The sequence below is a fragment of the Pseudomonas sp. CG7 genome (assembly GCF_023701885.1).
GTDB lineage: Bacteria > Pseudomonadota > Gammaproteobacteria > Pseudomonadales > Pseudomonadaceae > Aquipseudomonas > Aquipseudomonas zanjanensis.
Map to the genome: position 1 here is coordinate 13691 of NZ_JABAEE010000046.1, position 17140 is coordinate 30830.

Here is a 17140-nt window from a genome sequence, read left to right on the forward strand (position 1 = left end):
GAGCAGGTGCAAAGCCTGTTCCAGCAACCCAGAGTTCAAGTTTGCGACGTATCCCTGTGGCGAGGGAGCTTGCTCCCGCTGGGCGGTGTAGGAGCTGGCGAAGCCTGCGATCTTTTGATCTTGATCTTCACTCCGGACTCAATTGGTAGTGGAAAGATCGCAGCCTCGTTGCACTCGACAGCTCCTACAGGACCGAGCGGGAGCAAGCTCCCTCGCCACAAGGGCAGCGAAGGCGGCCGCGTCAATCACGCTTCGGCTCGCGGATCTTGTACCAGGCCACATACAGCGCCGGCAGGAACAGCAGCGTCAGCAACGTGGCGATGATGATCCCGCCGATCATCGCGTAGGCCATCGGCCCCCAGAACACTTCCCGGGCAATCGGGATCATCCCCAGGCTCGCCGCGGCGGCCGTGAGCAGGATCGGCCGACGGCGGTGTTCGGTGGCCTCCACCACCGCGTCCCAGGGTTCGTAGCCGTCACGTTCGTATTCATCGATCTGGGTCACCAGGATCACCGAGTTACGGATAATGATGCCGATCAGCGCGAGGATCCCGAGGATCGCCACGAAGCCCATGGGCGTGCCCGTCGGCACCAGCGCCAGCACCACGCCGATCAACCCGAGGGGCGCGACGCTCGCCACCAGAAACAGCTTCTGCACGCTGTGCAACTGGATCATCAGGAAGGTCGCCATCAGAAACAGCATCAGCGGCACGACGCTGGCGATCGGCCCTTGGGCCTTGCTGCTCTCCTCCACCGTACCGCCCGTGGCGACCTTGTAGCCCACCGGCAGGCCGGCGGCGAACTTGTCGATGTCCGGTTGCAGTTGCTTGACCAGGTCGGTGGGCTGGATCTCGTCGCGCACCGCGGCCTTGATGGTGATGGTCGGCTTGCGGTCACGACGCCACACCAGCGGTTGCTCCAGTTCATAGCGCACCGTGGCAAACGCCAGCAACGGAATCGACGTGCCACTCGGGGTGACGATCTGCAGGTTCTGCAGGGTTTCCGGCGAACCGCGCTCGGCATCCTCGGCACGGCCGACCACGTTGATCAGGTAGATATCATCGTTGACCTGGGTTACCGGCGAGCCGCTGACGATACTGTTCATCAGCCTGGCCACGTCATCGGACGACAAGCCCAATTGCCGCGCCTTGTCCTGGGCGATATCGATGCGCAGCACTTTGCCCGGCTCGTTCCAGTCGTAGATGATTTCGCCAATGTGCGAGTTCTTGTCCAGTTCGGTAGCCAGTTCGATCGCATGCTTGCGCACCAGGTCGATGTCCTTGCCGCTGACCCGGTACTGGATCGGCCGCCCCACCGGCGGGCCCATTTCCAAGGCCTGGACGTAGCTGCCAATCCCGACGAAATCCTCACGCAGACGCTTTTGCAGGCGTTCGGTCAGCGCCGTGCGCGACTCCAGGCCTTTGCTGACGATCACCAGTTGCGCGTAGTACGGGTTCTGCAACTGCTGGTCCAGCGGCAGGTAGAAACGAATCGCGCCTTCGCCGATGTAGGTACTCCAGCGCTCAATGTCCGGGTCGCCCTTGAGGGTCGCCTCCAGGCGATCGACGGCTTTGCGGGTCTCGTCCATCGAAGCGTTTTGCGGCAGGTTGAGGTCCACCAGGATTTCTGGCCGGTCCGAGGACGGGAAGAACTGGTTCTGCACAAAGCGCATGCAAAACACCGCCAGCACGAACAGCAGCACGGTGATACCGATGGCCCACCAGCGATTGCGCATCGCCCACAACAGGCCGCCGTTGAATGCCCGGCCGATCCGCCCCGGCTCGGCGCTGTGGGGTTTGACGTTGGCGCTGAGGATATGCACGCCGATCACCGGGGCAAACAGCACCGCGACGATCCATGACACCAGCATCGCCACGGCGATGACCGCGAACAGGGTGAAGGTGTACTCACCGGCGGAACTGGCGTTCAAGCCGATGGGCACGAAACCGGCCACGGTCACCAGGGTCCCGGTGAGCATGGGGAACGCCGTCGAGGTGTAGGCGAACGTCGCGGCCTGCTCCTTGCTGTCGCCTTTTTCCAGGCGTGTGACCATCATCTCCACGGTGATCATCGCGTCGTCCACCAGCAGGCCAAGGGCGATGATCAACGCGCCGAGGGAAATCCGCTGCATGGTGATGCCGCTGTATTCCATGAACAGGAAGACCATCGCCAGCACCAGCGGAATCGAACAGGCCACCACCAGCCCGGCCCGTACGCCAAGGCTGATGAAGCTGACGACCAGTACAATAATCACCGCCTCGAACAGCGCACTGGTGAAGCCGCCGACCGCCTCCTCCACCACTTCGGCCTGGTCCGACACGGTATGTACGCCAACGCCCACCGGCAGGTCGGCGGTCAATTCGGTCATGCGCGCGTGCAGCGCCTTGCCGAAATCCTGGATGTTGCCACCCTTCTTCATCGCAATGGCGAGGCCGATGGCCGGCGTGCCGTTGAAACGGAACATCGGTGTGGCGGGGTCGACGTAGCCACGACGGATGTCGGCGATGTCGGCCAGTCGATAGAACCGGTCATTGAGCCGCAGGTTGACGTTTGCCAGGTCTTTTTCCGATTGGAACTGCCCGGACGTACGTACGGAAATCCGCTCCGGTCCCGCATCGATCACCCCGGCCGGGGTCACGGCATTCTGCGATTGCAGGCTCTGTACCACTTGGCGCTGGTCGATGCCCAGGGCGGCGAGTTTGCGCGTGGAGAAGTTCAGGTACAGCACTTCGTCCTGCTCGCCCACCATCTCGACCTTGCCCAGGCCCGGTACCTCGCGGATCTCGGCGCGCACCTGTTCCACGTAGTCGCGCAACTGGCGCATCGACAGGCCGTCGCCGGTGAAGGCGTACACCGAACCGTAGACATCGCCGAACTCATCATTGAACCCAGGCCCTTGCAAACCTTCGGGGAAATCGCCGCGAATGTCGTTGATCTTCTTGCGTACCTCGTACCAGATCTCGGGGATTTCCTTGGCCCCGGTGGTATCGCGCAGGTACACGAACACCGTCGACTCTCCCGGGCGGGTGTAGCTCTTGACGTAGTCGAGGGAGTCGAGCTCTTCGAGTTTCTTCTCGATGCGGTCGGTGACCTGCCTGAGGGTTTCTTCCTGGGTCGCGCCCGGCCAGCGAGTCTGGATGATCATGGTCTTGATGGTGAACGACGGGTCTTCCTCGCGACCCAGGTTCATGTACGAAAACACGCCCATCAACAGCGCCACGAACATCAGGTACCAGACGAACGACTGATGCCGCAGGGCCCATTCGGATAAGTTGAAAGGCCCTTTCATCGTACGTCCTCGTCGAGTTTCACTTTCTGTCCTGGCTGGAGGCTGTGCACGCCGGCACTGACCACGCGGTCGCCGGCCTTGATGCCGTTGGCCACCAGCACCGAGTTGGCCGAACGCACGATAATCCGTACCTCACGGGGAGAGACGGTCTGCGTTTGCGGGTCGATCAGCCAGATGCGTGCCTTGCCGTCGATCTCTTGCAACGCGCTGAGCGGCAGTTCGATGCGCGGTTCGATGGTCGAGCTCAGGGTCACGCTGATGGCCGTGCCGAGGCGAAAACCTGGCGGTGTGTCGGTCAGCGTCAAGCGCGCGCGGCGGGTGCGTGTCGCGCTCTGGGCCTGGGGCTCGATCTCGCGGACGATGGCGGTGGTGTGGATGCTCGGGTCCAATTGCGCGGCGACCTCGAATACCACGTCCGTGGGCAAGCGTTCGACCAGCCCGGCCGGCAGGTCGATCACCGCTTCCTTGATGTCCGGGCGGGCCAGGGTCACCACTTGCTGGCCGGCGGTGACCACCTGCCCGGCTTCGGCGTTCCAGGCGGTGACGACGGCGTCGTGGTCCGTGTGCAATTGGCTGTAGTTGAGTTGGTCGCGGGCCTGTTCCACCGAAGCCCGGGCCTGTTCAAGGGACGCCCCGGTGGTTTTCAGGTCGGTCTGGGCGACGTCCAGTTGCGCCTGGGCGCCGACACCACGGTCGAACAATTGCTGCTGGCGACGGGCATTGGCCTGGGCATTGATGTACTGCGCCTCGATCCGCGCCAGATCGCCCTGGGCGGCGCGGAGCTGGTTCTGCTGGTCGGTGGGATCGAGCGTGGCGAGCAGGTCGCCCTTCTTCACTTCGGCGCCAACATCGACGTTGCGGCTGGCAATGCGTCCGGGCACGCGGAAACCGACGTTGCTCTCGTAGCGGGCCTGGATATTCCCAGCGAAACGCCCGAGGGCCTGCTGGTCGAGGGCCCGGACTTCAACGGACAATACCGGGCGTACCGGTTCGGGCGGTGCTTCTTCCTGGGAGCAGGCGGCCAGCAAGAGGCCGGCCGCGACCATCCACACACGCTTCATGGCTGGGCTCCCGGTGTGGATTTTTCATAAGTGTTTTCAGCGATCTCGACGCGTACGCCGGGGTGCAGCAATTGCCCACCGGCGGTGACGATTTTCTCTCCCCCCTTGAGGCCCGCGCTGATGATGACCTTGCCGGTCAGGTAGCGGCCGACCGTCACCGGCTGCAACTGCGCCTTGCCCTCGCCGTCCACCAGCCACACGGCCGGCTCACTGAGGTTCTTGGGCAGGGCCGACCAAGGCAACTCGAAGGCGGTCTTGCCGGCGGACTTGGCCGTGGCGCTGACCACCGACCCCAAGCGCATGCCTTCGGGCAACGCATCGAGGGTCACCTTGACCTGCACGGTGCCGGTCTGGGCAGACACCGCCGGGGTGATCTCGCGCACGGTGCCGGTGGTCTTGATGGTGGGGTTATCCAACAGGCTGATGGTGATTGCAGGGTCCGATGGCGGTTCGCTCAACAGTGATTCGTAGATGTTGAACACCGCGTCGCGTTCACCGTCCCGGGCCAGACTGAAGATCGGCTCCGTGGCCTGCACCACCTGGCCGACTTCCGCCTGGCGCGCGGTGATGATGCCCGGCGCTTCGGCAATCAGCGCGGTGTAGCTCAGTTGTTCGCGAGCGTTGGCCAGTTGGGCCTGGGCGGCGGTCAGCGCACTCTGGCTGCTGCGCAGTTGGGCCTGGGCCGCGTCGTATTCGCTCTGGCTGGTGTAGCCCTTGGGCAGGAGCTTCTGTTGGCGCACGAACGCCGCCGCACTCTGCTTGACCCGCGCCTGCTCGGCGGCCACCTGGGCTTGGGCGGAGTCGACGTTGGTCTGCAGGTCCCGGGGATCGAGCCGGGCCAGCACTTGCCGGGCCGAGACTCGGTCGCCGACATCCACCTTGCGCGCGATGATCTTGCCACCCACGCGAAACGACAGGTCGGCCTTCACCCGCGCCTGGACATCGCCGGTCAGGGTCACCGAGGCCGCGTATTCGCTGGGCACGGCCTGCTGCACGAAAACCCGTGGCAGGGCCTTTTCTTCGGGCTTCTTGTCACCACACCCCGCCAACAACGCACACACGCCCAAGCCAACAATCAATTTGATTCCGGGACCAGCCATGCAGACTCCTTTGCGTTGTACGGACGTACCAGTGACGATACGACTGTGAGCTTAGAACAGGGTTCCACGAATACAACGGCTGCGGCAAATCAGGCAAACTGATCGCCTCCCGTAGGAGCTGTCGAGCAACGCGAGGCTTCGATCTTTTGTTCTTTCGCTTGAGATTCAATTGGGTTCGGAAAGATCGCAGCCTCGCTGCGCTCGACAGCTCCTACGAACCCACACAGCAGGAGTCTGCCCATGCTCAAGACATTGGCGGTGGCCAACTACCGATCCATCAATAAATTGGTCATCCCGCTGGGCCGGTTGAACCTCATCACCGGCCCCAACGGCAGCGGCAAATCCAATCTGTACCGTGCCCTGCGCCTGCTGGCCGAGACGGCCCAGGGCGGGGTGGTCAACGCCCTGGCCCGGGAAGGCGGACTGGACTCGACCTTCTGGGCCGGGCCGGAGGAAATCAGCCGCCGCATGCGTAACGGTGAGGTGCCGGTCCAGGCGGTTGTGCGCCAGGGCACCAAGCGCCTGCGCCTGGGCTTCGCCGGCGAAGACTTCAGCTATTCCATCGCCCTCGGCCTGCCTGCACCCAGTCGCTCAGCGTTTTCCCTGGACCCGGAAATCAAGCGCGAATGCATCTGGGCCGGCCCGGTGTTTCGGCCGGCCAGCCTGCTGGTGGACCGCAACGGGCCGATGATCCGTGCCCGCGAAGGCCATTCATGGGATGTACTGGCCCCGCCCACGCCCACCTTCGACAGCCTGTTCGCCCAGGTCGGCAGCCTGCGTGCTTCGCCGGAGGTCCTGCAGCTGCGCGAGTTCATTCGTCGCTGGCGCTTCTACGATCACTTTCGCAGCGACGCCGACGCCCCGGTGCGCCAACCACAACTGGGCACCCGCACGCCGGTGCTGCATCACGATGGGCGGGATCTGGCCGCCTCGCTGCAGACCATTCTTGAGATCGGTGACGTCGAGGCCTTGCATGCCGCCATCGGTGACGCGTTCCCCGGCGCCCGACTGCACATCGATAAGCTGCAAGGCGGACGTTTCGCCATCGCGTTCCAGCAGCACGGCCTGCTGCGACCACTGTCCGCCGCCGAACTGTCGGACGGGACCTTGCGCTATCTGTTGCTGGTGGCCGCCCTGCTCACCCCCAGACCGCCCTCGCTGATGGTGCTCAACGAACCGGAAACCAGCCTGCACCCCGACCTGTTGCCGGCCCTGGCGCGGTTGATCATCCGCGCCTCGGCCAATTGCCAGGTCTGGGTGGTGTCCCATGCCTCGCGTCTGATTGCCGCGTTGGAGCAGGATGAACAGTGCAATTGCATCGTGCTGGAGAAAGACCTTGGACAGACCGGGATTGTCGGACAGCGGGCGCTGGATGAGCCGGCCTGGCATTGGCCGGACTAGGCAGTGCCCTGTGGCGAGGGAGCTTGCTCCCGCTCGGCTGCGCAGCAGTCGCAAAAGCGGCTAATACGGTCAGCCTGCAGGAATGCAGGGGCCTGCTTCGCAGGCCAGCGGGAGCAAGCTCCCTCGCCACAGGACTATGGGTTACCTGCTGGATCACATTCTTCAGCCCATCACCCCTGCCACTTCCCACCCTCGACAATCACGCTCTCAGGCTTGGTGTCATCGCTCAGTTCCTTGCGCACGTACTGGTCGTACAGCTTGAGCAAATACTTCTCTTCACCCAGCTTCGCCAGCTCGGCATTGACCCAATCGCGCAACTCGACATTGCCCTTCTTCACCGCTGGTGCAATCGGTGCTTCGGCGCCCAGGGTCTGCTCAAGCACACGATAGCCAGGGTTCTGCTTGGCCCAACTGAACAGCACCAGGTTGTCTTGGGCATACGCATCGCCGCGACCATTGGCCAACGCCTGCAAGGACTCGGAATTTTTCTCGAACTTGAGCAACTTCCAGTCCGGGTGATTCTTGGTCAGCCAGATGTCCGCCGTAGTGCCGGTGGTGACGATGGTGGTGCGGGTCGCCAGGTCATCGAGGTTTTTCACCGCGCTGGCTTGTGGCACCAGCGCCTGCACCGCGACTTTCAGGTTCGGGTTGGTGAATTCAACCGCTTCCTTGCGCTCCGGGGTCACGGTCATGTTGGCGAGGATCAGGTCGACCTTGTCGCTTTGCAGGAACGGAATCCGGCTCGCCGGTTCAACCGCAACGAACTCCACCTTGTTCTCATCGCCGAGCAGATCCTTGGCGAATCGACGGCCGATGTCGGTATCGAAGCCGACATACCGCCCTGCCTCATCGACGAAGCGAAACGGTGGCTTGTCGGTAAAGACGCCGACGATCAATTTGTCCCGTGCCTTGATTTTGTCCAGGTAGCTGACCGGTGCGGTGCCTTGGCTGGCGACGTTCGGCTTCGGCGGTTCTTCGGTTTTATTGCAGCCGGCCAGTAAGGCGGCGAGCAGCGGCAGTAGCAGCAGAGAAGACTTGGCAGCTTTCATGACAGTTCCAGTTCCTTTTTTTGAGTCGTTTCAGGGAGTGCGGCGACGTAGGAGAACTTCTCCAGGAACTGCTGCGCGCGTGCGGTTTGCGGGTTCGTAAAGAAAGTCTCGGGTGGGGTTTGTTCAAGGATGCGCCCGGCGTCCATGAACACGATGCGGTCAGCCACGGCGCGGGCGAACGCCATTTCGTGGGTGACGATCAACAGCGTCATGCCTTCGCGGGCCAAGCCCTGGATGACTTCCAGGACCTCCTTGACCATTTCCGGATCGAGGGCGGCGGTGACCTCATCGAACAACATGACCTTGGGGTTCATGCACAGCGAACGCACGATGGCGATACGTTGCTGCTGGCCGCCGGAGAGCTGGCGCGGGAAAGCATCACGCTTGTCCAGCAGGCCCACCCGCGCCAGCAAGGCTTCGGCCTGGTCGCGTGCTTCGCGGCGATCGCGCGTTTGCACCTTGACCGGGCCCAGCAGCAGGTTATCGAGCACGCTCATGTGCGGGAACAGGTGATAGCTCTGGAACACCATGCCGATCTGCTGCCGCACTTCGCGCCAGTCGGTGCCCTTGTCCAGCAACTCGCGACCGGCGAATGCCAGGCTGCCGCTGTGGGCCGCTTCCAGCCCGTTGAGGCAACGCAGCAAAGTACTTTTGCCGCAACCACTAGGGCCGAGAATGACGATCACCTCGCCTGGCTTCACGTGCAGGTCGATGCCATCCAGCACCTGCTGTTCGCCGAAAAACTTGTTGAAACCCTTGAACTCGATCAATGCGTTCATGCTTGCGTCCAGCGCCGCTCCAGCACGCGGGAGGCGGCCGAAAGCGGGTAGCAGATGAAAAAGAAAAACAGGAACAGCGCGCCGTAGATCAGCACGGATTCGTAGGTGCGTTCGATGATCTGCTGGCCGACCTTGATCACATCCACCACGCCGATCAGCACGGCCAGGGAGCTGGTCTTGATGATGCGCGTGTAGACGTTGATGGTCGGCGGCGTCATGCGTCTCAGCGCTTGCGGAAGCAGCACATGGCCGTAGAGTTGCGGACCGTTCAACCCAATCGACAAGCCCGCCTCGCGCTGGCCGCGCGGCAACGAATGCAAGGCGCCGCGCACCACTTCACCGACCTCACTGGCACCCCACAGCGACAACACCAGGACCGCGCACCAAAAGCTTGGAAGGCTCACACCGAAAAAGATCGGCAAGCCGAAGAACAGCAGGTACAACCAGACCAGCACCGGGATCGCCCGGAACAACTCCAGGTAGACCCGCAGGACGGCGTCCAGCCACTTCACACCCAGCGTACGCAACACCCCATAAAGCACACCGCCCACGGTGCTGAAGGCGATACTCAGAAAGGAAATCGACAAGGTTTGCGCAGCGCCCTTGCCCAGTTGCGGCAGCGACACCCAGAGCAACTCAAGACCCGAACTGGCCATGCTGGAGCCTCCTTTCCAAGCGGCTGAGCAACAGCGACAGCGGCAAAAACAGCAGCACGCAAATCAACGTCAGCACGGCGAGCATTTCGTAGGTCTTGTAGTAGAGCGCGATGTAGCTTTTGGTGGTGTAGAGAATCTCCGGCACCGCCACGGCCGAGACCACGGTGGTCTCCTTCAGCAGGAAAATGAAGTTGGCGAACAACGACGGCAGGCTGAGAATACCGGCCTGTGGCAGGACTACGTAGCGCAGCAATTGCCCGTGGGACAGCCCGATGGAGCGACCGGATTCCAATTGCGCCCGGGGCACCGCGTCCACCCCCGCCCGCAGCACTTCCGTGAGGTAGGCACCGCCCAGGAACGTCATGGTGATGATCGCGGCCGCAAACCCCGAGACCTTGACGCCCAGCGCCGGCAAGGCGAAGTAGACGAAGAACAACTGGATGAGCAGCGGCGTGTTACGGGCCAGCTCCACATACAGCCCCACCAGGCGTTGCAGGTAAGGCGTGCGCGACACGAGGATCGTCGCGTTGACCAGCGCCACCAGCAGCGACGTGGCGATGGCGATAAGGCCGACCTGCAGCGTCACGCCCACAGCCTTGAGAAACGCTGGGAGGGTGCTGAGGATAAAAGCGTAATCGAAGTTCATTGAGCATCCTGGACGCCGCTCGGTAAGCGACGGTGATACGGTCCATGGGCAGCGGATAGCTGCTCGGCAGGAGCTGACTTTAAAGGCATAAGAACTTGAATTTAAATACCGTTAAAGCATATTGATATCACACAAAAAACTATCTTCGGATTTGCCGGAAAGGACGAATACGACTATTTTCCTTGCGCCGCAGGGAGGATCCTTTCGACACTCCCTCACCATTACAAGGAAGAAAAACATGGCTGACGTGAAAGTGCCCCAGCGACTGGAACCGCAGGAAATAGTGAAATTATTGGTGGCGTTGCGCCGGGCGTTGAAGACCAGGGTGGCCTGATTTGCGCCTTTGATCTGTGACCTGTAGGAGCTGTGTAGGAGCTGACGAGTGCAGCGAGGCTGCGATCCTTCCAAAGACACTTGAATCTCAAGCGAAAGATCAAAAGATCAAAAGATCAAAAGATCGCAGGCTTCGCCAGCTCCTACAGAGCCGAGCGGGAGCAAGCTCCCTCGACACAGGTCATCCTGTTCCTGACCCAAGCAATCTTTCGAGCATAAAAAACGCCGACGCTGTATCAGCCGTCGACGTTTGAAACCGTAACAGGGTTTACCGCGCGAATCAGAACGCCGGCAGTTCCGCGCCGCTGTATTTCTTCTCGATGAACGCCTTCACTTCAGGGCTGGTCAGGGCCTTGGCCAGTTTCTGGATGGCCGGGCTGTCCTTGTTGTCCGGGCGGGCAACCAGGAAGTTCACGTATGGCGAATCCGAACCTTCGATCACCAAGGCGTCCTTGGCCGGGTTAAGACCTGCTTCCAAGGCGTAATTGGTGTTGATCATGTCCAGGTCGACCTGATCCAACACACGCGGCAGCATGGCCGATTCCAGTTCCTTGAACTTGAAGTTCTTAGGGTTCTCGGCAATGTCCTTCGGCGTCGCCAGGGCGTTTTTCGGATCCTTGAGTGTGATCAGGCCAGCCTTCTGCAGCAGGATCAGCGCACGGCCGCTGTTGCTGCCTTCGTTAGGGATGGCAATGGTTGCGCCGTCCTTCAGCTCAGCCAGGCTCTTGACCTTTTTCGAGTAGCCGCCAAACGGTTCGACGTGCACGCCGATGACCGTCACCAGGTGAGTGCCTTTGCCTTCGTTGAAGCTCGTGAGGTAAGGCAAGGTCTGGAAATAGTTGGCGTCCAGGCGTTTCTGGTCGACTTGTACGTTGGGTTGGACGTAGTCGGTGAAAACCTTGATCTGCAAATCCACGCCTTCTTTAGCCAGGGCCGGCTTGATCAGCTCGAGGATTTCCGCGTGGGGTACTGGCGTGGCGGCCACGACCAGCTTCTCCGCGGCCTGGGCCAGGCCCGAGGCCAGGGCTGCCGCCAATGCGGTGAACAACAGAACCTTTTTCATGCAGTGTCCTTATCGAAAATCACGGTCGTCATGGACGACGGCTAAATGTGGGTGTGCCAGTGAAGTGCTATCGCTGGCGTGATGCGGACAATACCGATATTTTTTATTCCTTAACAATATCTTTTATTCAAGTTCATATTCATTTTATTCATATACAAGACGATGCTTTTGTGGCGAGGGAGCTTGCTCCCGCTGGGCCGCGCAGCGGACCCAAGATTTTGCGGTCGCTGCGCAACCGAGCGGGAGCAAGCTCCCTCGCCACAGGTGGGTATCCGGTCTAGAGCGTTTGGCTCAATTGATTGAGCAGCGCCTTGAGGGCTGTACGCTCGGCGTCCGAACCCAGGGCAATGACCTGCGCCACTTGCTGATCGATCAGCTCCAGGGCCGATGGTTGGGACGGCAGATTCAAATGCTCCGGCAAAATTTCATCCCCTGTGCTCACCAGCAATGCAAAGTGAATGACGTTCTCCAGCTCGCGAGTGTTGCCCGGCCAACTGTGCCGCTCAAGAGCTTGCTGCGCGGCTTCACTGATCAGCGGCACGGCCAGGCCGAGTCGCTGACTGTAGATGCCCAGGAAATATTCGGCCAGGGACAGGATATCGCCCCCCCGTTCGCGCAGCGCCGGCAGTTCGAGCCGACCTTCGCGCAGATAGTGGTAGAGCCGTTCGTGGAATTTCCCGGCCGCCACCGCTTGCGCCAGGTCGATGCTGGTGGCCGCGACCAGGCGAACATCCACCGGACTGGGCTGATGGGCGCCGACACGGGTGACTTCATGGTTTTCCAGGGCCGCCAGCAGCTTGATCTGGATCGGCAGCGGCAAATCGCCGAGTTCATCCAGGTAAAGGGTGCCGCCGTTGGCCGAACCGAACCAGCCGGCCCGGCTGCTGGCCGAACCGCTGTAGCTGCCGGCGGCATAGCCGAACAGTTCGGCGTCGGCGTAGGTCGGGCTGATGGCGCCGCAGTTGACCGACACAAACAATCCGCCGCGATCGCTTTCGCGATGGATATGCCGGGCCAGCAGTTCCTTGCCGCTACCGGTTTCGCCGCGTATCAGCACTGAAATCGCCCGGGGCGCCAATTGCTCCAATTCCTGGCGCAACTGCCGTGAACGGGGATCGACGAACACCAGCGCCTTGGCGCGAATGCTCAGGGGGCTTTTTTCCGCATCGGGAAAGGTCAGCAAGGGCTGACCGAAGGTTTCATGCAAACTCATGGCAGGCTCCCGCCCCAGACCGCCGGGAGACGGGGGGCGCTAAAAATTCAGGCGCGACGCAGGGCGTGATGCTCCATGCGGTTTTGCAGACGGTAGAGGTAAGCGAAACCCTGCTCCCAACGCTGGTGGCCAGACTTCACATTGATATGCCCCGCCCCTGACAGAATCCCGGCCTCGGAGCCCCAGTTGCGGGCCAGCTCCAAGGCGCGCGGGGCGCTCACGGCGGCGTCGTTGTCGGAGCTGACCACTTGGCTTGGGAACGGCAGCAGATCATTGGGAATCGGCGCGAAATTGCGCAGCGCCGGGACGCAGGCTGGCCGCTCGACATCCGCCGGCGCCACCAGCAACGCCCCGCGCACCTGCCGCAGGAAGTGCACCGGTGCGGTGGCGGCCCAATGGGCCACGGTGATGCAGCCCAGGCTATGGGCAATCAGGATCACCGGCGTGCTGTCGGCGGCCACGGCCTCGGCCAGCGCCGCGACCCAGTCCTCACGCCGGGGCGTCACCCAGTCGGCCTGCTCGACCCGGGCGCTGTTGGGCAGGCTGTTCTGCCAGTGGGTTTGCCAATGATTTTCCGGCGATCCTTGCCAGCCCGGCACAATCAGGTAGCGAATCGATTCGTTGCGCATGGGTGCTCTCCTGCGTGTCTGTTCCCGGACGAGTATAGGGAGGAGAGGTATATTACTTAAGGAATAAGAAGCTATTTGTTAATGCTTAAAACGAATAACAAGTTAACCCTGTGGGAGCGAGCTTGCTCGCGATAGCGATATGTCTGTTGCATCAGTGTTGGCTGACGGTCCGCCATCGCGAGCAAGCTCGCTCCCACAAGTTATTGCCCAAGCCCTGCATCGGCATCACTCACTGCGGCCCTTGCGCAACAGCACGTCGAGTTGATCCACCACCACCGCCCAGTCCGCATCCTCGAGGATTTCGTCGCGCAGGAGTTGCCGCTGACCCTCGCTCCAGAAGAAGGCATCGGACAGGTGCAGATCGGGTTTAAGGGGAGAATGGCTGGCAATGAATTGATCGATGCTGATGGCGTCGTCAGGCAGGCCGAGTTGTTTGAACAGGGCGGGAAGTGTATGGATCGGGGTTTCCATGCGGGACTCCTGGGCATGAATGGATGGCTGGGCTCTACTCCTGCAGTCTAGTCCCTTGGAGCTGAGCACACCGTGGCGAGGAGGCTTGCTCCCGCTGGGCCGGTCCGACGCTTCGGGCGAAGCGGCCCCACGACTTTGCGGTTGCTGCGCAACCGAGCGGGAGCAAGCTCCCTCGCCACAAAAGCGGTTTGAATCCCGCTACGGAGGGAGTGAGTTCAACGCCTCGTAAGGCCCCTGCGCCCAGCGCAGGACCCGCTCACGCAACAGCGCCGAAGCCTCCCGGCGCTTGTCCTCGCTGTCGCCAACAAACACCTGCGCCGGCTGCTTGGCATGTTGCCCGACCGCTGCGAACATTTGTTTGCACTGCCCTTCATCGAGGCCGAAAAACGCCGCCAGTCTGCCCGTCATCGCCTCAGGCAGGTCAGTGTAGTTGACCGCCATCCCAGCCACTGCCTGGCAGTGGTCCAAGCCCGTCGCCAATAACCGTCCCACCCGGCGCGGGATGAAATCTTCCTGGCCGGCGAACGGCAATCCATCGTCCAGGACCGTCGCACCGATCATCCCCGGCACCATGTGCATGCCGGGACGGCGCAGGTGAGAGACCGAGATTTCCAAGGGGTCGCGGTACACGAACAACCAGGGCGTGTCGGGAAAGCACTCACGCAACAACGGCAGTTCACCGATGTTCCAGGCGTCGAGCTTGACCACCAGCCGTTGCTCCACGCCTCGGCGGCGCTGCCCATAGGCCGACATCAAGCCCTTGAGCGCCACGCACCGCTCGGGCAACGGCAAATCACTGCGCAGCAGCGTATCCAGGGGCCGTGGTTCCGAAATGACGATGTGATGGTCCAATTGGGCAAGCATCTGGCTGATCAATGTCGAGCCGCAACGGGAAGCATGGAAAATGAACGCATTGGGCGCCAGGCCCGGGCTTTGTCGTTGCCACTGACCGAGCACCTCCAAGGGTGTCTGGCGGCGGAACGCCTGGTTGAAGGGCAGGCGCAGGGCGTCTTCCACCGCATCTCCAAAGAACGGCTGTGACAGTCGCATGTCGCCGAACCAGCACCAATCGACCCGCCACTGCCCGGCCTCTTGCCATACGCGGATCGGCAACCAGCCGTGCAGATTCAGGTCTTCCACTGGTTTCTCCACTGCTGGCGACCGGTGCGCATCGCAGCCCGCAATTCCTCCCGGGTGAAGTGAAGCCCTTGTTCGGCCCCCAGTGCCAGGGCAGAGTCAATGAAAGCGTCCAGCTCATGCAAGTTCTGCAAGGTTCGCGCGAGATGAGGATCCGTTTCCACGCGCTGCTGAAAACGGACAAAGTCGCTTGGCCCGACGCCTGCGGCGGGTGTGGTGGGTAGCCCATCGGCAATCTGCTGGGCCAGCCACGGCCCGGGGCGACAATCGAGCACCAGGTGAACCCGCGAATGAGCACTTCGATTCATAACGCGATGGGGCCGCGCCAGATCGAGAAACCAGCACTCGCCGGCCGTCATCGGAATAATGTGTCCATCCAGGAAAAAATCCACGTCAGGTGGGCTGAGCAGCGGCACGTGCAGGCGCAGATCAGCATCCGGCCCGCCCAGATCATAGTCGCGATGCTCGTGGATGCGCCCACCGGGGCCCAACCGCAGCAGCCGGGCCGAGACGATCTCCAGGGGCCAGTCATGCAATGCCTCTTGCCAGCGACTGTCCGCTGTCCAAGGCGCGCGATGCACGGGCTGACCGTGCCCGGGCGACAGTTCGGTAACGGCATCGGCCGCCGATATCAGCGCCACGCCGCTCCAGTCGCCGCTGTGATAGGCACTGTTGAAGTGCCCCTGCCAACGTGCGTCGTCAATGGCCGCCAGTGCGTGCAACAGCAACGGCAGGTTCACCGCCACCGGCAGCCGGGAAAACGCCGGGCGCGTCATCATGGTTGCGCCCGGTTATTGAGTCACCGTGGCAGGCTTCGGCAGCGTGATATCACCTTGGGCCCAGGCCGCTTCGCGGTTGGCCAGCGCCGTGGCAATCGACTGGACTTCGGTCGACTGCACTTCGTTCGGCAGTGGATCGAGGCCGGCGCTGGCAAAGATCTGCCCGTAGGCGTTGCGCAGGTCGGCATAAGCCAAGTCCCGACGCAGGTCGGCCTGCAAGGTGTTCAGTTCACCCTGGATCAGGTCCAACTCGCCAATGCCGGCAGCCTGGTGACGGCTACGCAATTGACCGACAATCTGCCCATCGATGTCCGACAGTTGCTGGCTGGTCTTGAACTGGCGCAGGGCTTCACGATAGTTGGCATTGGCCACGTACAGCTGCGCCAGCACGGCGATTGACATCGCCTGACGCCGTGCCGACGCCACTTCTTCACCGGCCTTGGCCACGTCGATGGCCGCCGGGGCGGAGATCACGTTGAACAGGTTCCAGGTGACTTTCACGCCATAGTCGGCCCAGCCTTGTTCCACCAAAAACGAGTTGCTGTCGTAGTGCCCGCCGGCGGAAAACTCCAGCCCCGGCAGCAGGCGCAACATGGCCTTGCGGGTTTCGGCGGCGGTGATGCGGGTCTGGTAATCCTGCTCGCGCAATTCCGGACGACTGGCCAGGGCTTCCTGTTCGAGACGAGCCAGGTCGACCTTGAGTTCCGGGATGGTGTATTCATCCTGGGTCGCCAGGGTCAGTTCGGTGCCCAGGGGCAAGTTGATCAGCGTCGCCAGTTCGGTCTTGGCCAGGGACAGCGCCCGGCGTTGCTCTTCCAGTTGGCGGGTGGCCTGGATCAGCGAACGCTGGTAACCCAGGGCTTGCACCGGGTCGCCGATGCGCTGTTCACTCATGCTCTGGCTGTTGTCACGTGCCGCCTCGACCCGGACCATCAGGCTGTCGATCTGCTTGAGCAGGCGCTCGGCGGCCATGGCGCGCCAGTAGGCCGAACGCACGTCCTGGACGATGGTGTTGATCACCTTGCGCCGACGTTCCTGCACGATCAGCCGCTGGTCCCCGGCTTGCTTGGCACTGATGTAGCTGACACCGAAATCGAGCACGTTCCAGACCATGGTCAGGTCCGCCACTTCACGGTCACGGTCTTGGGAGGTCGACGGCTCCAGGGACTGGGTACCGGTTTCCACGCTCTGGCTGCTGGAGGCACTGACGTTGTTACGGCCCACGTACCCGGCGTCCAGGGCCATGCGCGGCAGCATGTCGAAACTGGCCAGATCCAGCTGACGCTTGGCCAGGGCTTCCTCCATGATCTTCAAGCGACCTTCGAGGTTGTACTTCACCGCCCGGGCCATGGCCTGGTGCAGGGTCAGGGGGCCGCTCAGCGGCTCCTGGTCCTTGTACATGTTCTGCAGGTCGGTTCGAGCGCGCTGTTCGCTGACGCTACGCTCGATCGGATCGCTGGTGACCGCACATCCACTCACCACCACCGCCAGCACACTCATACCGAATAACTTCTGACTTCTATTCATTCCCTGG

Annotated in this window: 15 protein-coding genes; 1 reads left to right on the forward strand and 14 read right to left on the reverse strand. The window is 62.1% G+C overall.

The features are described 5' to 3' along the window. Nucleotides 1-241: 241 nt before the first annotated feature. The 3 genes from HGO40_RS18705 to HGO40_RS18715 are packed head-to-tail and all read right to left on the reverse strand — an operon-like array spanning nucleotide 242 to nucleotide 5450. Nucleotides 242-3289 (reverse strand): efflux RND transporter permease subunit, encoded by a 3048-nt coding sequence (locus HGO40_RS18705; protein ID WP_250964216.1) that lies wholly within the window; start codon nucleotides 3287-3289, stop codon nucleotides 242-244. Next, nucleotides 3286-4350, reverse strand: coding sequence for an efflux RND transporter periplasmic adaptor subunit (locus tag HGO40_RS18710; protein WP_250964217.1), 1065 nt, complete (start codon nucleotides 4348-4350; stop codon nucleotides 3286-3288). Before HGO40_RS18710 ends, HGO40_RS18705 begins: the two co-directional genes overlap by 4 nt. Next, the gene (locus HGO40_RS18715; RefSeq protein WP_250964218.1) at nucleotides 4347-5450 is read right to left on the reverse strand and encodes an efflux RND transporter periplasmic adaptor subunit; all 1104 of its coding nucleotides are present in this window, start codon (nucleotides 5448-5450) and stop codon (nucleotides 4347-4349) included. Before HGO40_RS18715 ends, HGO40_RS18710 begins: the two co-directional genes overlap by 4 nt. 240 nt (nucleotides 5451-5690) lie before the next feature. Between HGO40_RS18715 and HGO40_RS18720 the strand changes: the two genes are divergently transcribed. Continuing rightward, entirely contained in the window at nucleotides 5691-6851 is a 1161-nt protein-coding gene (locus tag HGO40_RS18720; RefSeq protein WP_250964219.1) for an AAA family ATPase, read from the forward strand. A gap of 170 nt (nucleotides 6852-7021) precedes the next feature. Here HGO40_RS18720 and HGO40_RS18725 read toward each other — a convergent pair whose 3' ends face one another. From HGO40_RS18725 to HGO40_RS18775, 11 genes are all read right to left on the reverse strand, one after another. Beyond that, nucleotides 7022-7900: a transporter substrate-binding domain-containing protein gene (locus tag HGO40_RS18725; RefSeq protein WP_250964220.1), complete on the reverse strand. Its 879-nt coding sequence runs from the start codon at nucleotides 7898-7900 to the stop codon at nucleotides 7022-7024. Beyond that, entirely contained in the window at nucleotides 7897-8679 is a 783-nt protein-coding gene (locus tag HGO40_RS18730; protein ID WP_250964221.1) for an amino acid ABC transporter ATP-binding protein, read from the reverse strand. The genes HGO40_RS18725 and HGO40_RS18730 overlap by 4 nt, the downstream gene beginning before the upstream one ends. Further along, nucleotides 8676-9335: an amino acid ABC transporter permease gene (locus HGO40_RS18735; RefSeq protein WP_250964222.1), complete on the reverse strand. Its 660-nt coding sequence runs from the start codon at nucleotides 9333-9335 to the stop codon at nucleotides 8676-8678. The genes HGO40_RS18730 and HGO40_RS18735 overlap by 4 nt, the downstream gene beginning before the upstream one ends. Continuing rightward, nucleotides 9316-9981, reverse strand: coding sequence for an amino acid ABC transporter permease (locus HGO40_RS18740; RefSeq protein WP_250964223.1), 666 nt, complete (start codon nucleotides 9979-9981; stop codon nucleotides 9316-9318). Before HGO40_RS18740 ends, HGO40_RS18735 begins: the two co-directional genes overlap by 20 nt. 613 nt (nucleotides 9982-10594) lie before the next feature. Continuing rightward, entirely contained in the window at nucleotides 10595-11377 is a 783-nt protein-coding gene (locus HGO40_RS18745) for a MetQ/NlpA family ABC transporter substrate-binding protein (protein WP_250964224.1), read from the reverse strand. Between the two features lie 277 nt (nucleotides 11378-11654). Then, a complete protein-coding gene (locus HGO40_RS18750) occupies nucleotides 11655-12590 on the reverse strand; it encodes a sigma 54-interacting transcriptional regulator (RefSeq protein ID WP_250964225.1) in 936 nt (311 codons plus the stop codon). Between the two features lie 47 nt (nucleotides 12591-12637). Further along, nucleotides 12638-13219: an alpha/beta hydrolase gene (locus tag HGO40_RS18755; protein ID WP_250964226.1), complete on the reverse strand. Its 582-nt coding sequence runs from the start codon at nucleotides 13217-13219 to the stop codon at nucleotides 12638-12640. Nucleotides 13220-13444: 225 nt separating this feature from the next. Then, nucleotides 13445-13690: a DUF2789 domain-containing protein gene (locus tag HGO40_RS18760; protein ID WP_250964227.1), complete on the reverse strand. Its 246-nt coding sequence runs from the start codon at nucleotides 13688-13690 to the stop codon at nucleotides 13445-13447. Nucleotides 13691-13888: 198 nt separating this feature from the next. Continuing rightward, nucleotides 13889-14830: a sulfotransferase family protein gene (locus HGO40_RS18765; RefSeq protein ID WP_250964228.1), complete on the reverse strand. Its 942-nt coding sequence runs from the start codon at nucleotides 14828-14830 to the stop codon at nucleotides 13889-13891. Continuing rightward, entirely contained in the window at nucleotides 14818-15603 is a 786-nt protein-coding gene (locus tag HGO40_RS18770; protein ID WP_250964245.1) for an aspartyl/asparaginyl beta-hydroxylase domain-containing protein, read from the reverse strand. Before HGO40_RS18770 ends, HGO40_RS18765 begins: the two co-directional genes overlap by 13 nt. A gap of 15 nt (nucleotides 15604-15618) precedes the next feature. Beyond that, nucleotides 15619-17133 carry a TolC family protein gene (locus HGO40_RS18775; protein WP_250964229.1) on the reverse strand — a complete coding sequence of 505 codons (1515 nt, stop codon included), beginning with the start codon at nucleotides 17131-17133 and terminating at the stop codon, nucleotides 15619-15621. Between the last annotated feature and the right edge of the window lie 7 nt (nucleotides 17134-17140).